The 18,067-nt window shown below is 32.5% G+C and carries 16 protein-coding genes and 1 pseudogene; 12 read left to right on the top strand and 5 right to left on the bottom strand.

The genetic code is table 11. From position 1 onward, the window contains the following. Positions 1–480 precede the first annotated feature (480 nt). Together BAOM_RS11315 and BAOM_RS11310 are read left to right on the top strand one after the other, a co-directional pair. The gene (locus BAOM_RS11315) at positions 481–846 is read left to right on the top strand and encodes a cupredoxin domain-containing protein (protein ID WP_127762539.1); all 366 of its coding nucleotides are present in this window, start codon (positions 481–483) and stop codon (positions 844–846) included. A gap of 341 nt (positions 847–1,187) precedes the next feature. After that, positions 1,188–1,289: pseudogene (locus tag BAOM_RS11310) on the top strand (zinc ribbon domain-containing protein); the annotation flags it as partial. 139 nt (positions 1,290–1,428) lie between these two features. Here BAOM_RS11310 and BAOM_RS11305 read toward each other — a convergent pair. After that, positions 1,429–2,403 carry an NAD(P)H-dependent flavin oxidoreductase gene (locus BAOM_RS11305; protein ID WP_127760363.1) on the bottom strand — a complete coding sequence of 325 codons (975 nt, stop codon included), beginning with the start codon at positions 2,401–2,403 and terminating at the stop codon, positions 1,429–1,431. Between the two features lie 598 nt (positions 2,404–3,001). On the opposite strand from BAOM_RS11305, the gene BAOM_RS11300 reads away from it, so the two are divergent. Beyond that, positions 3,002–3,448 (top strand): MarR family winged helix-turn-helix transcriptional regulator, encoded by a 447-nt coding sequence (locus tag BAOM_RS11300; RefSeq protein ID WP_127760362.1) that lies wholly within the window; start codon positions 3,002–3,004, stop codon positions 3,446–3,448. A gap of 126 nt (positions 3,449–3,574) precedes the next feature. Beyond that, positions 3,575–4,534, top strand: coding sequence for a peptide-methionine (S)-S-oxide reductase MsrA (msrA, locus tag BAOM_RS11295; RefSeq protein ID WP_127760361.1), 960 nt, complete (start codon positions 3,575–3,577; stop codon positions 4,532–4,534). A gap of 156 nt (positions 4,535–4,690) precedes the next feature. Here the strand turns inward: msrA and BAOM_RS11290 are convergent, their stop codons facing one another. Beyond that, positions 4,691–6,106 (bottom strand): PQQ-dependent sugar dehydrogenase, encoded by a 1,416-nt coding sequence (locus tag BAOM_RS11290; protein WP_127760360.1) that lies wholly within the window; start codon positions 6,104–6,106, stop codon positions 4,691–4,693. A gap of 388 nt (positions 6,107–6,494) precedes the next feature. Here BAOM_RS11290 and BAOM_RS11285 point away from each other — a divergent pair, with 388 nt between their 5' ends. Together BAOM_RS11285 and BAOM_RS11280 are read left to right on the top strand one after the other, a co-directional pair. Next, positions 6,495–7,151 (top strand): hypothetical protein, encoded by a 657-nt coding sequence (locus BAOM_RS11285; protein ID WP_127760359.1) that lies wholly within the window; start codon positions 6,495–6,497, stop codon positions 7,149–7,151. Positions 7,152–7,479: 328 nt separating this feature from the next. Beyond that, positions 7,480–7,761 (top strand): ArsR/SmtB family transcription factor, encoded by a 282-nt coding sequence (locus tag BAOM_RS11280; RefSeq protein WP_306821310.1) that lies wholly within the window; start codon positions 7,480–7,482, stop codon positions 7,759–7,761. Positions 7,762–7,806: 45 nt separating this feature from the next. Here the strand turns inward: BAOM_RS11280 and BAOM_RS11275 are convergent, their stop codons facing one another. Together BAOM_RS11275 and BAOM_RS11270 are read right to left on the bottom strand one after the other, a co-directional pair. Continuing rightward, positions 7,807–8,121, bottom strand: a complete 315-nt coding sequence (locus tag BAOM_RS11275) for a hypothetical protein (RefSeq protein WP_252282382.1) — start codon at positions 8,119–8,121, stop codon at positions 7,807–7,809. 290 nt (positions 8,122–8,411) lie between these two features. Continuing rightward, entirely contained in the window at positions 8,412–9,209 is a 798-nt protein-coding gene (locus BAOM_RS11270; RefSeq protein ID WP_127760357.1) for an HAD family hydrolase, read from the bottom strand. A gap of 582 nt (positions 9,210–9,791) precedes the next feature. Between BAOM_RS11270 and BAOM_RS11265 the strand changes: the two genes are divergently transcribed. The 6 genes from BAOM_RS11265 (at position 9,792) to BAOM_RS25010 (ending at position 15,746) form a co-directional block, all read left to right on the top strand. After that, a complete protein-coding gene (locus tag BAOM_RS11265; RefSeq protein ID WP_164853200.1) occupies positions 9,792–10,469 on the top strand; it encodes a TnsA endonuclease N-terminal domain-containing protein in 678 nt (225 codons plus the stop codon). Then, the gene (locus tag BAOM_RS11260) at positions 10,444–12,390 is read left to right on the top strand and encodes a hypothetical protein (RefSeq protein ID WP_127760355.1); all 1,947 of its coding nucleotides are present in this window, start codon (positions 10,444–10,446) and stop codon (positions 12,388–12,390) included. Before BAOM_RS11265 ends, BAOM_RS11260 begins: the two co-directional genes overlap by 26 nt. Positions 12,391–12,410: 20 nt before the next feature. Beyond that, positions 12,411–13,388 carry an ATP-binding protein gene (locus BAOM_RS11255; protein ID WP_127760354.1) on the top strand — a complete coding sequence of 326 codons (978 nt, stop codon included), beginning with the start codon at positions 12,411–12,413 and terminating at the stop codon, positions 13,386–13,388. A gap of 16 nt (positions 13,389–13,404) precedes the next feature. Continuing rightward, the gene (locus tag BAOM_RS11250; protein WP_180319835.1) at positions 13,405–14,973 is read left to right on the top strand and encodes a hypothetical protein; all 1,569 of its coding nucleotides are present in this window, start codon (positions 13,405–13,407) and stop codon (positions 14,971–14,973) included. A gap of 351 nt (positions 14,974–15,324) precedes the next feature. After that, on the top strand, positions 15,325–15,525 hold the full coding sequence (locus BAOM_RS11245; protein WP_127760353.1) for a hypothetical protein: 201 nt from the start codon (positions 15,325–15,327) through the stop codon (positions 15,523–15,525). Between the two features lie 86 nt (positions 15,526–15,611). Beyond that, positions 15,612–15,746 carry a hypothetical protein gene (locus BAOM_RS25010; protein WP_257467685.1) on the top strand — a complete coding sequence of 45 codons (135 nt, stop codon included), beginning with the start codon at positions 15,612–15,614 and terminating at the stop codon, positions 15,744–15,746. 125 nt (positions 15,747–15,871) lie between these two features. On the opposite strand, the gene BAOM_RS11240 is transcribed toward BAOM_RS25010, so the two are convergent. Continuing rightward, on the bottom strand, positions 15,872–16,996 hold the full coding sequence (locus BAOM_RS11240; RefSeq protein WP_164853199.1) for a S8 family peptidase: 1,125 nt from the start codon (positions 16,994–16,996) through the stop codon (positions 15,872–15,874). Positions 16,997–18,067: the final 1,071 nt, after the last annotated feature.

Here is an 18,067-nt window from a genome sequence, read left to right as displayed (position 1 = left end):
CGCATCGATAAGGAGGAAAGTGTAAGTAGGATATCAATGAATCAGGCTGTCCCTAAAAAGGAACAGCCTTTACTTATCTTGGTTCTGGTGCAAAAACTTCAGGACACTTGCAAGTAATCTCTAAATCTTGGACATACTGATACTATTATTCAAAAAAAGATATATGATCGATATGGAAAAAGAAAATTTGTTTAAGCCGCCTTTTTCTCTCCAGTTGAAAACGACATTTTCCTCTTGATCTTGAGCAATCAATTCCTTTTTTATAAGCCAATTCACAAGACGGTGTACAGAGATAATAAAGTTGTTTAATTTATAATAAAGTCGTTTAAAACATAATAAAGCTGTTTCAAAAACGTCAGTCATGTTATTCAACAATCGGGTCAGATTGTTGAATAACACCTTTTCAATAAAACACATAGATTTACGTGATAATATTTTACAAATTGGAAAAAGATAGTCTTAGGAAAGGAGGGATTGCGAATGTCTGTGAAAAAGTGGTTAACTGGCTTGGTCGTTTTGCTTGCGATGATTGTGACAACTCCAGGCTCACTCAGTGTATTTGCCGAGTCCGGCGTCGTAGCACAGCCGATTGAGGTCGAGTTGAACGATGATTACTTTAATCCGAAAGTCATCACTATTACGAATGGAAGAACGACAACGTTGATATTGAAAAACAAAGGTACGAAAAAGCACACCTTCACAGTGGAAAAGCTCGGAATTGACGCCGAAGTCCAGCCTGGAAAAGAAAACACCATTACCGTGAAACCGAACAAGACCGGTACATATGATCTGATATGTCGGTACCATTTACAGGAAGGAATGGTTGGAAAAGTAATAGTCAAATAAAAAGCAGGGCCAATCGGGCCTTGCTTTTTTAATAGGCAACGAACGGTAACTAACTTACTTATTATTACCAATACATCATCATAACAGCTAACTTTCCTCCACAAACAGATGTTCCTTCAAAAAGGGAAATGCTCACTTTTTGAAAGGTAAAGAGGTAGGTGAGAAAAAGATTTTTTCCATATTTATTAGTGTTAATCGTACTACTAAAATTGAAGCAAATATTGAGCTACTGAGCAGGTTAGTTGAAGAGGGACAATGTTTAAAATTATTCACTGAAACTTTTTCAAGTTTCCTCCATATTAAAGTACAAATAAATCGGTTTGTTGGAGAGGAGAACAAGTATGTCTGAAAAAGGTTGTATAAAATGCGGAAGCAAAGATGCAGAGAAAAAGGAAGTTGCAATGACAGGAACAGGATTATCTAAAATATTTGATATTCAACATTTTAGTGGAGGAAGGAGTGTTCGATTTGGAAGATGAATTTATAGCTATTATTTAGAAAAAAAGCCACACAAGTAAAACCACTGTGCGGCTAATCATGATTAAGGCTATAAAATGTTAGAATGGGACAATGTTTTCAGACTCAGATCGTTCTAACTATACTACGGCGGATTAGACTGTCTCTTGCTTCAATATATTCCTTATAAAGTTTGTCTACAAATTCAGCTGCACTAGTAACCTCTTTAATAACACCGATACCTTGACCACTTCCCCAAATATCCTTCCACGGCTTCACGGCCTTTTCTCCAAAATTCATCTTAGATGGATTACTTTCAGGAAGGTTGTCAGGATCCAATCCTGCTGCTCGGATTGATGGTTTCAGATAATTTCCATGAACACCAGTGAAAAGACTGCTATAAACAATATCATCAGACGTACTGTCAACGATTGCCTGCTTATACGCTTCAGCAGCACGGGCTTCATGTGTTGCAATGAACGGTGAGCCGATATATGCAAAATCAGCCCCCATCGCTTGGGCAGCCAGGATTGCACTTCCCGTAGCAATCGATCCGGACAAAGCAAGCGGACCGTCGAACCACTGTCGGATTTCTTGAATCAAAGCAAACGGACTCTTCACACCAGCATGACCGCCAGCTCCTGCCGCAACGGCAATTAAACCATCTGCACCTTTGTCAATTGCCTTGTGCGCGAAAGTGTTATTGATTATGTCGTGCAGAACAATTCCTCCGTAACTATGTGCTGTGTCAAATATCTCTTTGCGGGCACCTAAAGAAGAAATTATAATGGGAACTTTGTACTTCACACACAATTCCATGTCGTGCTCTAACCGTTCATTTGACTTGTGAACAATTTGATTAATAGCAAATGGTGCAGCTGGGCGATCTGGATTTTTTGCGTTATAAGCTGCGAGCTCCTCTGTGATTTCTGCCAACCATTCATCAAGTAAGGATGCGGGTCTAGCATTCAGTGCAGGCATTGATCCAACTATTCCTGCCTTACATTGCTCTATCACTAGCTTAGGATTACTAATAATAAATAATGGTGCGCCGATTACAGGGATACGCAAATTCTGAAGTATTGACGGAATTCTTGACATTTGTTGTTCCTCCATTCAATTTATAGGCATGTAATTTGTGCCTTATCTTATTTGTAAAGAACATGTACTCAGAATTTTAGTAAACCCAAGTAATTGAGCTATAGGTGCTGCAGGTCTTTCTCCAGTCATCATCTTCTTTAAATCTTCTAAATGGTTCAATAAACCCAACCTCCAAATTTTTATAGATTTGAGATGTGACTTAACAAAAATAATATATACTTAGAGTATTCGTTCTAAAATATTTGAAAAAATTAATCCAAGATACATCTTATCTTGCAAAACCAAGCATTCCTATATATTCATGAAACCTCACCCACAATCCTCAGATATTTTTCAATATTCTGTAACTTCAGGGTAAAAAATTCTTTTAATAGGGAATAGTATTAAATATATTCAAGGAAACGATTTGGACTAATTATCATTATCCTGCATAGAATATCTTTCTTTAATCATTTATATGTATATACATATATAATGGTATTGATAAACATATTATCTGTCAAGAAATAATTACCAATTAAATATTGAATGCCACCTTAATAAAAATATAGTGAAGGATTTATTAAGTTTGAATGGGTTCGAAAGGAGAGTCTGCTTTATGAATAACAAACATAATGAGATGGATTATATTATACAATTTTGTGCCTGTGCGAACCTTAGAAAAGCAGCAAGAATTGTTACTCAAATATATGAAAAGCAAATGCAGCCTACTGGCTTAAAAGTCACCCAATACTATATGTTAGTAAACATTGCCCATCATAAAGAAATTTCAATTAGCAAGCTAGGAGAGATTATGTTACTTGACCAAACTACTATTACTCGTAATGTAAATATCCTAAAGCAAAGTGGCTATGTTAACATTACGAAAGATAAAAATGATTCAAGAACAAAATCTATTTCGATAACCGATATAGGTCTTATTAAATTAGAAGAAGCAACGCCTATTTGGTTACAAATACAAGAAAAAGCTGAAAATGATATGGGTAAGGAAAAATATAAAGATTTGTTAGAAGCGCTTAAAAATTTACAAGAATCTATTGAATGATAGGAGAGTTAAATTGTAGTTAAACTCTAGGGTGCGTTAGTTTAAGAAGAAAGGACTTTACATATTAGTTAAAAATTTGAGAAATATATATACTTGAAGTAACATAGACGGAAAGGAGATGGTATTATGTCTCAATCATTGGAGCTGGCGACTTTTGCTGGAGGCTGTTTTTGGTGTATGGTATCACCATTTGATGAACTGCCAGGAGTTAAAGGAGTAATTTCTGGATACACAGGCGGCCATAAAGCAAATCCAACCTATGAGGAAGTGTGCACAGATACAACAGGACACTATGAAGCTGTTCAAATTTCATTTGATTCCGCTGTTATGTCCTATCAAAAGCTATTGGACCTTTTCTGGCAGCAAATTGATCCGACAGATGCTGCAGGACAGTTTAACGATCGTGGATTATCGTACCGGACAGCCATTTTTTTTCATAGTGAAGAACAAAGGATACTAGCAGAGACCTCTAAGGCCAAGCTTGCAGAGAGCGGGAGATTTAAGAAACCAATTGTTACGGCGATTCTACCGGCTGGGCCTTTTTATAAGGCAGAAGAAAAACACCAGCATTACTATAAAAGGAACCCTTTTCACTATAATCTATATAAAGAAGGCTCTGGACGCGTCAAGTTTATTCGTGAGAATTGGAAAAAGCGAAAAAGCGATGAGGAATTACGGAAAGAACTTACTCCGATTCAATATGAGGTAACAAGAAAGAATGCAACCGAGCCGCCTTTTCAGAATGAGTATTGGAATCATACAGAAGAAGGAATCTATGTTGATATTATCTCAGGCGAGCCATTGTTTAGTTCGATTGATAAATATGATGCAGGCTGTGGATGGCCGAGTTTTACAAAGCCATTGCGACGTTCAGAGCTTGAGGAGAAATTTGATACCTCTCATGGAATGAGGAGGATTGAAGTTCGGGCAAAAGCATCGGATGCCCATCTTGGTCATGTTTTTGATGATGGTCCTGGTCCTGATAGGGCACGCTATTGCATAAATTCTGCAGCACTTCGGTTTGTTCCTAAAAATAAATTGCAGGAAAAGGGATATGGAGAGTTTCTAAGTCTTTTTGAATCGTAAATGAATCAAAATAGGAATATAATAAGAACACTTCCGGTTTTTAATTTATTTTGATTCATTTGTTGTTTAGATGAAAACTGAAGATGGTGTTCGCAGGAATTTCCCACTTCAAATTTCCGTTAGAAAATGAAGTGGGGAGTAGTTCAAAGCTATGAATCATGGAACAATTTCAAAAACAGTGCCTTGGTTAAAATCAGTCACTTTCATAGAACCATAAACCCCTAAATATAATTTGGTTTGATTCAGATTCGTTCCCAAACTAACATAATAAGCTGATTGAGATCCAAAATTATAATCGGTTTCAATAACACTAAAATCATTTAATTTACAATCTGTTCTTATTCTAGTATAAGCTAAAACCCCTTTGACAGGAGATTGCGATTCTTCCTTCCGGGCAAGATCGGTAAATACAACACTTCCTGTTAAAGCGGGGATTCTATTCCCCATATAGGCTTGCACTCCTGTAAGTGCAGTTCCTCCAAACTTATCGGGTCGGGGATCTTTATGAAAATAACTAGTTACAGGCTGAAGACGCCTTACTGAAGTTTTTATTGCTTCATTGTAATAGGCAATTGTGTTCTCATCCAAAGTTGGATTGGCAGAGCAGCCCCTTACAATCGGAGTAGGGAAAACACCTTCCCACGCCCGCCAGCCAAAGTTAATAAATTCTGCTTGTTCAGCTTCAGATTGCATTAAAAAAGCTTGAACAAGCTGGGGAACCGGTATTGGTTTATTCGGACCGAATGAAAAAATGGATTCTACCAAGTCCTGTCCGACATTTCCCACATATTTGATATATTGATTATAAAACCTTTGAAATGAAATGCCCGGTATATTTCGAACCCCTTTGGCAATCACCGTAAGTGTCTCCTGAATAGGTACGGGAAGCTCATTAAACCGTGTGACTACGGGGGGATTCTGGTTAAATGTATTCTTACCTACATCGATTTCAATTATTTTACCGGCGATTTCCATATCATTCTGGCTTAAATTGAATGGATCATAGCCTGATCCACCATCCCCGGTGGTTAAAACAAGTTTTCCGGTTTCAGGTGAAAAGTTTAAGCTATTGACACCATTATGATTAGAAAATGGTCTTCTTAAGTTTAGTAATGTCCGTCGTTTTTGAGGTTGACCATTCGATGGTAAAATCCACTCTTCAACTGTATCAATATGATCATATTGAGTTTCTCTATTTAGCCACCTTAGGTTTAAGGTTTTTGGATCACACGGATTAGGTGAAAAAGATTTAGAAAGAGCACCTGGACCTTGTGTTCCAGCTACTGAATAATGAAGATAAAACAGACCGTTATAATAAAATTCGGGATGAAACGCTAGCCCTAGCAATCCCCGTTCATCATATCCACCACCAGAAGCACCTAGTTTTACGATTCGCGGACGAATATCTAAAAAAGTCCGTATAACTCCGTCTCTTATGTAAAAAATCTCTCCTACCTGAGTTGCAATAAACAATCTTTCTTTTGAGTCACCCGGAAGTATAGTTGTTTTCAAAACAGTGGGTAAATTTATCTTACTTACAATGGGCCGTAAACGAACCTTAGCTTTTATCAACTAATTTTACACTCCTTCTTATTTTTTGTTTTTATAAGAATATGATTAGAATTGTTCTATTAACACAAAATTAGGAATGGGGAATCTGACAAGGTATTGCACCATTTTCCGCACCAGCGTACTTAAACTATAAAATGCGTTAGTTTAATAAAAAAGGACATTACATATAGTCATATAAAATATGTAATGTCCTTTTATTTATCTAACTTTTTTAAATTCAGTTCTTGATCATCTTGATTACTCAGTTGATTCCTTTTGGTTTTCGAATATGTTACTTTACATACTTTGGTAGTTTACAAAACTACCAATAATATCCACGATAGATACTATTTTATTTAATTGATTATGATAAAATGGATATAAATAACAACAAAAAGGGGGATTTTGCATGAAAGTTGCTTTGATTTCTGCGACAAAAGCATCTTTAGATCCAATTGAAAGAGCGTTTCACGAAGAAGCACCAGATATTGAATTGATTCATTTACTAGATACTGAATTACTTTCAATGATGGAGAAAGAGGGATCACTTACACCAAACATCATTCTCCGTTTTTCTTCACTTCTAAATATTGCTGCTTCTTCAGAAATCGATGCTATTCAGCTTACTTGCTCCGCTTTTAATAACATTACTAGCATCTTGCAGCCTCTTTATAAAGTAAAACTATTTCGTTCAGATGAAGCGATGCTAGATCAAGCACTTGTCTATGAGAGAATCGGATTAATTTCTACCGTACGAGAAACTCCCATTGCATTAACGAGTTATCTACAAGAGAAAAAAGCGAATGTTCAAGTAGAATCTATCGTAGATTCAGGACTCATTCATTTACTTTATCAAGGGAAAAAAGATAAACATGATGAACGAGTAAAAGAAATGATTTATCAAATGGAAGGCAAAGTGGATGTCATTGTACTATCCCAGTACAGTATGGAACATATCGCCGATCAAGTGACTTGTTCGACTCCTATTTTAACCGCACCTAGAGCGGCGGCTAAGCGTTGCTATACTTATTTGCAAAACCAATATAGCACTAACAAATCCTCTTAATTGGGCAAGATGTTCATTAAACAAAACTTAAAAGAAGCCAGTGAATGTAGTTCTTCAGAAGCTACATTCACTGGCTTCTTTTCATTTCGAATAAATAAAAATGAGTTATTGCAGGCTTATTTGGCATGCCTTGCTTTTTACAGCAACCATATTTTGAGAAAAACCTCGTCAGAATACATTTTTTTACATATCAATCATAATAAAGAAAATAATATATATTTTATGTATTTAGGAGGTGGTATTCATGTTAAGTGACAAAAAAATTGTTTTATTTATAATAAAGTCGTTAAAAAAAGAAAAAATTCAAGCTAAATGAAGAGTAAATTTAATTAATGAAGAGATCCATGGATTCCTTAAAGCACTAGCTAGTGAAAAGAGACAGGAGATTATGTTTTTATTTATAGATAGAAGCGAAGTAATGGTCAATCAAGCTTCTGAATTAGTGGGAATTAGTCAATCCATGGCTTCCGAGCAATTAGCCATATTAAAAAGAGGTGGACTTCTGTCATCACGTAAGGAAGGGAAAGAGGTTTATTACTCTACCGACAGAAATAAGATTATGGAACTATTACAAAACTTAAATCAATTACTGACTGATTGTTGTAAATGAACATGTAGGAATATTCTATATGTTCTTTACAACATCTCTTTTTGCTTAAAATTCTCGTTCATCTTCAGTTTTCAGCATTTCCTCATCTATGATGTCAACTAATTCTTGAATACTAAACATATATAGAACAACCTCTTTGTCAACATCCTCAATATGAATTTCAGCTTGAATCCGTATTTTTGTCGGTTGTCCTTTATAAATAACATCAAAGGTTCCAATTTCTTTTACTTCGTTGTCTTCTTTCATTGTGTTAATTTCAGATTGAATAGTATTGATTTCATCTTGATTAAAACCTGAATCCAATATTGAGGAGGATAAATGTTTTAAAAAAGGTTCTACCTCTTCAAGACCAAAATTCATTCCCGCTGCATATGGTGCTTCTTCGTAGTGATTTGTATTATTTTTTTGTTAACCATATAATTTCAGGGAATTGCAAGATAAAGTGAATTTGAACCGATGTGTGAACAGACCGCTAGTTAAAGAAAACTCCTATGCAGTGGACCTTTTTGAACAGGTAGAATTATGAAAAAATGAATAGGAAGAAGGAAAAGCTTCTTTAATATAAAAGCTTCAGTTTGTTGACAAACTGAAATGACAGGTATGAATCACACCTGTCATTTTTTATTACAAAAATTCATTATAAAAGAATTCTAAATCGCATATGATTTATATGTTTTAAGAAGATAACGTTCTATAAACTCAGCTAATCCATCATTTTCGTGGTGTCCTGTAACAATATCAGCGGATGCTTTAACCTTTTCGCTAGCGTTTCCCATTGCCACACCAATACCGACATGACGAAGCATTTCTATATCATTAGGTCCGTCTCCAATGGCTACGACTTCATTTGGACTAATTCCAAATTCGGTAAGTAAGCTTTGTATAGCAGACCATTTGGAAACATTAGGAGCAACTATCTCAAACCCGTCATTCCAATCGATGACTTCTGCTTCCTTTTTAAACAAAGCGGTTAATTCAGGACTTGATGTACCTGTTCGAACACTATATTTAAGAACATCTTGATAATTTGCCTGTCTTAAATCTCCAATATACCGTGGCGGAATTTGCCCAACTTTTGTCCAATAATCGATTTCTTCATTTGTTTCCTTACAATAAAGCCCATTTGCTGTATGGATAATAACATTATAAGGACTTTCAGCGGTCAGATGGTGAAATCGTTCTTCGTTCAATCGGACGGTTCGCATTTGCATAACTCTTCCTGTCTCTGCAGCGTGAATAGCGGCACCATTCAGACAGATCATCGGAGTCCGTAATCCAATTTCTTTATGGTAGGGAGCGGTTACTTCATAGTGTCGACCAGTGGCTAGAAAAACCTTGACTCCCTGATTAATGAGCCTATAAATGGCTTCCATATTTCGGCGAGAAATGTAGTTTGAGGCTTTTAGTAGTGTACCATCCATATCAATAAATATTGCACGCACATTCATTTATACTGCCTCCTCATTCGTTGCTAAACCAATCGTATCATCTGAATATTAAAGTCTAGTAAACTCAGTGTATAGATTAAGTGAAGTTTATTTGGGAGCAAGAGACGGTTTCTCTGCAAGATAAAAATGTTATTCCATTAACGGGGGCTAGAGTTAAATAAGTACGGGCTAACTGCAACAGCCTTTGATCTTCAACAATTGGGCGCGATTGTGGAGCAACACAAGTAGAAAATGATCAAACTTTTTTAAAACACGCTCTTTCTTTTTATTCGTTCATCAATATTATTAGTATTAATTTGATCAAACATTGTTCTAAAGTAACACAAGATAAGGATTAAAAACTTTTTTATCCTTTTACAAGTGTTGATTAATGACATGAAAGTAAGGACACCGTAATTGTGACTATTATTTATATATTCTTCTGAAGTTCTTATTTTCTTGTCAAAAATTTTTGACAAGAAAATAAGAACTTTTTGTTATTGAGACAAGAATGTAAGAACTATTTTTCAGTTTTTAAAGGGATTTGTTTTTATTGTAGAGAATAAATTTAATATGGTATTTTTTAGCAAAAGGGGGTGCGTGATGTATAAACCTATTGTAATGAACTCAATTAATAAATATGGTAACAATCGATGGAAAGCTTTCAGTGAAAAAATAAAAAGAGATGTATATCTAAGTAGTTCACTTGAGTATGATTATTGGGTTTTAATTGAAACAAATTATCTAGTGGAGAATTTTTGTGAACAGCCTTTAAAAGTTGATGGTATTTATAACGGTAAGCAACATTCTTCTATATTTGATATGTGGATACAATATAAAGATGAATCAGAAAAATTTGTAGAAATAAAATACTCTAGTGATTTACTACCATCAAGCCCCAGATTTGAGAAAGTTCAAAAACAAATTAATATACAACGAGAATGGTGTGATGTAAACGGAGTTGAACACCGCGTATTAACAGAATTAGATATCCGTTCAAATGTGATTTTACTTGAAAATCAAAAAGTAATACTACCACATCTTAAAGATAGTCATCTTATTCCTTCAAATGATATTCTGAGCGTTATAAACTCTATTTATAATGGAGCATATACATTTCAAGAAATATTTATTTCAAATCCAAATATAATGAAAAATATAATATTAAAAATCATTTATATTCTTATTTACAAAAAAATACTGTTTTCAAATATTGATATTGTAAGGTTAGGTAATGAAACAGAGGTGAAATTAAATGAAAAACAGAACCCTTTTGGATAAATATTTTGATTTATCTCCTGATTTTTTAGATACATCCAAATGGGCAGCTGTATTAGAAGATAGGTTATCTGATAATCATAAATTCCTGTTTCAAAAAAGAAAAGTAGCAGTAGATATGTATATAAACGGAGAACATTCTTTAAAAGAAATATATAAATGTACAGGTGTTAGTAAAACAGAATTATATAGGTTAGTTGATAGATGTTTTATGTTAGATGAAAATAATGAAATATATGGTTATAGAGCATTGATACCTAATAAAAGAATTAAGCCATACAAAAGAGAAAAAACTTCTGATGGAAATATTATTTCAGATGAATCTAATTTTAGTGGAGCGTTTAATAAATTATTAGAGGATTATCCCCAGTTAAAAACAACCATTGAAACCTACTATTTAAGAAGAAATATTGATATTACTGAACCAATTATTAAAGTGAAATACTTACATCGAGAATTTTTAAAAACTTGTCGTTCATTAGGGATAAGGGCTGAAGCAGGAGAGTATCCTTTTAATACATCTGATCAAGGAAAACGAGCATTATATAGGTATATTAATAATTTTCGAATGAAAAATATGTCCTCAATAATTAAAGATCAAGGTAATGATGCAACTACAATGCATCACACAACAGGCAAAGGACAAAAAACAGAAAATATTATTCGGCCATTTCAAAGAGTTGAATTTGATGGACATAAGATTGACGCAGCCATGACGATTAAATTTATTTCACCAGAAGGAGATATAATTTTACGAGAAATGAGTCGCATTTGGTTATTAATGATAGTTGATGTAGCTACTAGAACAATTTTAGGCTATCATATCTGTTTAAATAAAGAGTATTCCCAGTATGATGTTCTAAATTGTATTGAAAATGCTATTAAACCATGGAAACCAAAAGAATTTGTTATAACAGGATTAAAATATCCTAAACATGGTGGATTCCCTTCAGAGGTTATTGCAGAAACAAAGTATGCTGTATGGGATGAAATAGCGTTTGATAATGCTAAAGCAAATTTAGCTAAACAAGTAGAAGAAAAATTAAAAAGAATGATTGGTTGTAGTATAAATATTGGACCAGTAGCTACGCCTACTAGACGACCAATCATTGAGAAAATGTTCCATTTACTTGAGGCAAATGGATTTCAAAGAATAATTAGCACAACAGGTAACAATCCCAAAGATCCTAGAAGGCAAAATCCAGAACAAAAAGCGAAAAAGTATGAAATCACATATGAAGAAATAATGGATTTAGCAGAAGTGCTTATATTCGAACAAAATGGGACTGCGCAAAGTGGTATTTATCATTTAACACCTCTAGAACTTATGCAACAACGATTGGAAAAAGGGGTTTATCCAAGAATTATTTCAGAAAATATTAGCTTTTCTACAATCCAAATAGAACGAGTTATTTCTGGTGACTTAAAGAAAGGGAGACGACCTTATATCTATTATGAAGGTGTAAAGTATCGAAATAATGTATTATCAGATAGCTATCATTTAGTGAAAACAAAATTAACATTATTAGTTGATACTAAGGATTTAAGAACAGTAAAAGCATTTTTACCTGATGGTTCGGAATTAGGTATATTAATAGCTCAAGGAAAATGGTCATTACAGCCTCATACGTTACAAACTAGAAAGCAAATTAATAAATTAAGAAATACTGGAGAGCTTTATTTATCAGATTATGAAGATCCTATTGAAGTTTTTCATAAACATTTAAAAACAAAAGCTATTACTAACAAATCAAGTAGGAATAAACTTGCAAATTTAGAAACTCAAATAAAAGATATGAATGATAATAAAGACAAACTAACTTCACAAATATTGGATGACAGTAATTTAGAATTTGATAAAAAAGCAATTTCACCGCACAATTTGAGAAATTTAAATAAAAAACGGATAACATTTAATCAATAATGGGAAAGGAATAGACTAAAATGGATGTTGAACAAATACTAAGCATTGAAAGACCTATTTTAGTAGCACAGACCCATCCAGTTGAAACCTATGAATATATCATTGATACACTCACAATTGTAAATTTATATAATACTATTGAAAAATGGATTATGAATAAATTGCCCGGTGCAATTATTTATGGGGATCCGCGTTTAGGTAAAACATATGCAGTTAAATACTTAAAAAGACTTTTTACTTTAGATGATCAAATCAAATTGCCCATATTCTCTTTTAATTGTCGGGCTATGCAAAGACCAAATGAAAATGCTTTTTTTAGTTACTTACTAAAAGACTTAGAACATGAATTACATGAAAAAGGAAATGCGATTCAAAAAAGAAATAGAGTTTTTCAATATCTATTAAGTTCAGGATTGAATTCGAGAAGAAAACAAGTTCTATTATTTATTGATGATGCACAACGTCTTAATACAATTGAATATGAATGGTTAATGGATATATTTAATGACTTAGATAAATATGATATTAAACTGACATCAATTTTAATAGGTCAATCCGATTTGAAGCTTAAAAGAAATTCAATGACCGAAACAAAGCAACGTCAAATAATTGGCCGTTTTATGGTACATCAATATCAATTTACAGGGATAATAAGTAAAGATTACTTGGCTTACTTGCTAATGGGTTATGATGAAGCTACTGAATATCCTGTTAATAGTAAATGGAGTTATACACGATACTATTTTCCTTTGGGTTTTTCAAAAGGAAAACGGTTAGTTCGATCAGTTGATGATATTTGGACAGTATTTGAAGAGGTACATCAAAAAATGCGGAAGAACGTTCAAATAGAAATTCCTATGTACTATATGACGAATATCATTAACGACGTTTTTCGTACATATGGTTCTGATGGTGAAAACTTAGAATGGATTACCATTCGACATTGGAGAGAAATCATAATTAATTCAAGTTATCAGGATTTCATAGAATCTATTTAAAGGAGAACAAAAAATAATGAATTTTCACTTTAATTGGTCTATTGAATGGATCCAAGATTACGAATCTCCTTGGGGAATATTAGAGAAGTTTAGCTATGCTAATGTTATTGATGGAAATACTATTTTAGAATTAATCGGAAATGAAAATGTGAAACAATTAAAAAGTATTTCAAATGCTGGCAGCAGCCACCGAAATCTAATTTATTTTTTCAGCATTGATTCAGAATTAAGTCAAAAGATTATTGGAATAGATCTAAAAGAGTATCATGCAAAATTAGTAGATAAACTAATCCATAAAATCCCTAATATTAAGTATGAAAGTAAATATTTTCATTCTAATTTGTCATATTGCCCAATTTGTTTAAGTAAAGGATATCATAGTATTTTACACCAACTGATAATTTTTGATCACTGTGCTTTTCATCCAGAACAAAAGTTAATTGAAAGGTGTGTAAGATGTAATAAATTAATGCCAGAATATCTTATTAATAAAGGATTTAAAGAGGCTTTCCGATGTAGCTGCGGTCATCACTTTCTTGATTCAGAAAATATAAGATCTATATTTTTATCATGGAAAAATCAACCTAAAATTCAAAACACAATCATAAATTCATGGTTAAATTTACCTCGCGAAAAAGTTTATCAATATCATTTAATTTACCCCTTTGATAATTACAAAAAATACTTTGTTATTAATAACACTGATTACTTGACGATGATACCCCAATTAATGATTCATGCCTTTTATGATAAATCTCCCAAAAGTAAGGAAATAATTAAAATTTCCTCTAATAAAGGAATCTTAAAAATAAAAAATGATTATAGATTGTTAAAGGAAAATTATTTAAAGGCTTATTCTCGCCAATTTTCAGATTTTAGATTCAACGAAAAACATAAAATTGATAGTTTTTTCTTTGAGATTTATAAACAAACTAGAATTATTTATAAGGCTATAAGCAGATTTATATTACGTAATATTATTAGGGACCACAAGAAATGCGTTGAAATATTCAATAAGGCACGTCAAAACGGAGATGTTTGTCCTCATGCATTAGCATTTATTTGGTGGAAAATGGAGTGCGAGGGAATAGATTCACCATGGGAAATAGAAATACATACAAAAGTACACGAAACCTATGACTTTGAATGGATAAAAGAACGATTTAGTATATTTCTTCATGGAACATTTATGACACACCTAGAAGAAGTTTTAAATCCTATTAGTAGAGAGGAAGAATTTGATTTTTTTAATTGTAATGTAAGCAGCATAAATTATATTTTAAATAAAATTGTTTCACATTTATTAATTGAGCGTTATATAAAGTGGCTAGAGGTAATACAAAATCCAAAAAAATTTAAACGACTCCATCCTGATGATACCATTCCTATGTACCTCGCGAAAATCCCACGAAACTCCAAAAAAGAAATTGTTTTTTATTTTCCTAGTGGACGTATTAAATACATGAAAAATCTTATTAAAGACATTAGTGATCAAGTGAATTGTCCCATAAATAAAAACAAAATGTATCCGTCATTTAAATCACCTATTCAAATAGTAATGGATAAAATAGATAAAAGGAGATAGTAAATAAGTAGTTAATATTCACTTTTCTTGACCTAAACACAGACAGGTTGTTGAATTCAGATAAAATATAATGTGGATCTTTCATTTTTATGTTGTCAAATGTTTATAATGCTCTTGCATGTTACTTCATTAAACCAGCCATTTACTAGAGGAAGTATCTCAAGAAAAATCTTGTTTAGGACAGGTTGGTTCAACAAAATTCAATTTATTTTCTTTTTTTTGAGATGTTAAATATTAAAAAATGGTAAAATCGATTAAATTATGTAAGTATACCATGTTTAATTGCAGTTGGATTTTGAACACCACAAACTAATATAGGGATAGTTTCACAATAATTATATGGAGGTGTGAATGTTGAAAAAATTTATGTATCTAGGAGTATTACTTGGAGCTATCGTTTTAACAGGATGTAGTGTAAATAAGGAATCAGAGGAAGAAGTACAGGTGAAAGAAAAGGTAAAAGTAACTGAAGATGTATTTCATGGACAAGATGTAGAAGTTGAAACTTTACCTAATACCAATAAAGAAGATGTTGCGTCAGTCCCCCTTTAGAATTAACTCAAGAACAAAAAGAAGCCTATTATAAGCAATATGTTGAAATTGTTAAAGATGTAGTAGCTAAGCATCCAAGTGTACTAATGGAAGTTGCACCTATTGACGAGTTTAAACCAGAAGATTGGGTTGAACCAAAAAAATTCAAACAAATAGCAATTGATAGGGCGGAATCTATTGATTTCACCTACAAACAATTTGGTGGTGATTCTGTTGAATAAGCATATCGAAATGAAACAATTTATTGTAAGTTTGCTCATTAATTTAAACAGAGCCTTAAAAAACAAGCGTATTTGAAGTAAAACTTCTTCAAATACGCTTATTCAAAATCAACAATCAAAGTATTTTATTTGAACTTATTAACATTATTTTGTGAATATTGGTAAGCATTTAAAGCATTGATTAGTCCATTTCCGTATAAATCTGTGTCACCAAGTGGTTCAGCGGACTGATTTAAAATTTCTTCAATTGCTATATTTGAAAGTTCAGGGTTTAATTGCATTAATAAACTAGCAACACCCGTAACATATGGTGCAGCCATAGAAGTTCCATTAAGAATAGCATACCCATTAATATACGTACTGTTGACTAGGACACCAGGAGCAACTAAATCTACTTCTTTTCCGTTACTAGAAAAATCAGCAATTATATTATTTTGGTCAATGGCACCTATACCCATAACATACTTATATTTAGCTGGATAATTAACATTTCCTTTTTTACTATATCCATCATTCCCCACAGCAGCAACCATAAGGATACCTTCATTATAAGCTTTATCTATTGCCTTTTTTAAAGACTTCGAGCCGATATTACTTCCAAAGCTCATGTTGATGATATCAATATTATTAGAAATAGCCCACTCAATACCAGAAATTACATCACTAAAATTTCCATTTCCGTATTTATCCAGAACCCTAATAGAATACAAATTTGCTTCTGAAGCAACGCCCACAACTCCAAGGTCATTGTTTAATGCTGAAACAATACCTGCAACAAACGTTCCATGACCATATTCATCTATATAACTAAGCGTTCCATTAACAAAAGTTGCTCCACCGACTACATTAAGATCTTGATGAGTATAATCAATACCACTATCCATAACTGCTATATTAACTCCCGAACCAGTTCCACCAAGTTGGTTTACATCATCCGCATGAATATGTGGTACACCCCAAGGTACCTCTTGACCCAAACTATGGACTTGTGCATCTTCCTCTATGTAAGAAACGTTAGGGTCATTTGCCAAAGACTGAACCGCTTGATCAGTTAAATATGCAGATACAACTGGTATAGATTTATACTTTTCTTTTACATTACCACCATGTTTTGAAATAAGAGATTCATTAACAATATTATTAAAACCAACAAGATATGATTTCATACTTTGAGCATTACCAATTTTCGGATGAACAAATGTAATAAATAATAGAAGTATACTTACTAAGGCTAATATTTTTCTTTTCAAATTTAGCATCTCCCTTTTAATTTATTGTTACTAGAACAAGTATTACAGATATAGAGATTCAGAAAACAATATTTTTATTTATCACACCCTCTTATTTTGTGAAAAAAATGCCAAATATGTCTAATTATATACTACTACCTGTAATAATTTGTAGACAAATTATTACATTTTAGTAAATTAGATATTTCTGAAGCTTTTATACTACAAATACTTTATAAATATGGAAAATTATAGATTTATAATGACTTTTAACTCATTTTAGTTAATAATATCCTAGTAAATAATGATTATGAAAATTGTGAAAACTCGGCCGACTTTGAATGATTTTCCATTTACTCCTATTAATTTTTGTTTCTATTATCATCAGGAAAGTAGAAAGGAGTATTTTTATGAAAAAATTTGTCGGAATATCACTTTCACTATACAAATCTCACTTAGTTTATTATTATTTGGCTTACTTTTTTCAATTTACTTAGTTGTTTTAAGAAATTAATACTGTGGGGTATGATTAATATATCGCTTACCATTTTTATTATTATCGAAGGGGGAATAATCTTCTTTGGTATGATTTCTTCAGGAATTTAAAGAAAAGATGATGATGACTCGACTGTCATCTTTTTTGGCAGTTTATTAATTGCCTCTGAAACCAAATTTTTATTGTTTTAGATTAACAAATGTAAATTAAAAAGGCTAATCATATTAGCTTTTTATATTTTACTAAGGGGCTATGTCATTCAATTGACCTATAAATTTTTCCTTTTTGTTCATACTATTAATACTTAAATAAGTGCTGAGCACTAAAAAAGTTTGATAATAAAAATAACAAAACTTTCTAAAAAATCCAATTTACAGTACACCCATAATTATGTTATAGTGTTATTTGTTGTAAGGCGGACGGGGTGTAAGAAGCATCTAATGATAAAAAAAGAATGGATGAAAAACTTTTATTAGTCTTATATTGGTGCTTATACTATGTATTATTGGCAACAATTATTGTTGTGTTATATCGTTTGACTATTCTATTTAATGGTTATACAGATATAGTCAATTCTTTTTTTCTTACATAAACAA

This window comes from Peribacillus asahii (assembly GCF_004006295.1).
Taxonomy (GTDB): domain Bacteria; phylum Bacillota; class Bacilli; order Bacillales; family DSM-1321; genus Peribacillus; species Peribacillus asahii_A.
This window is presented reverse-complemented; position numbering and strand designations above follow the sequence as displayed.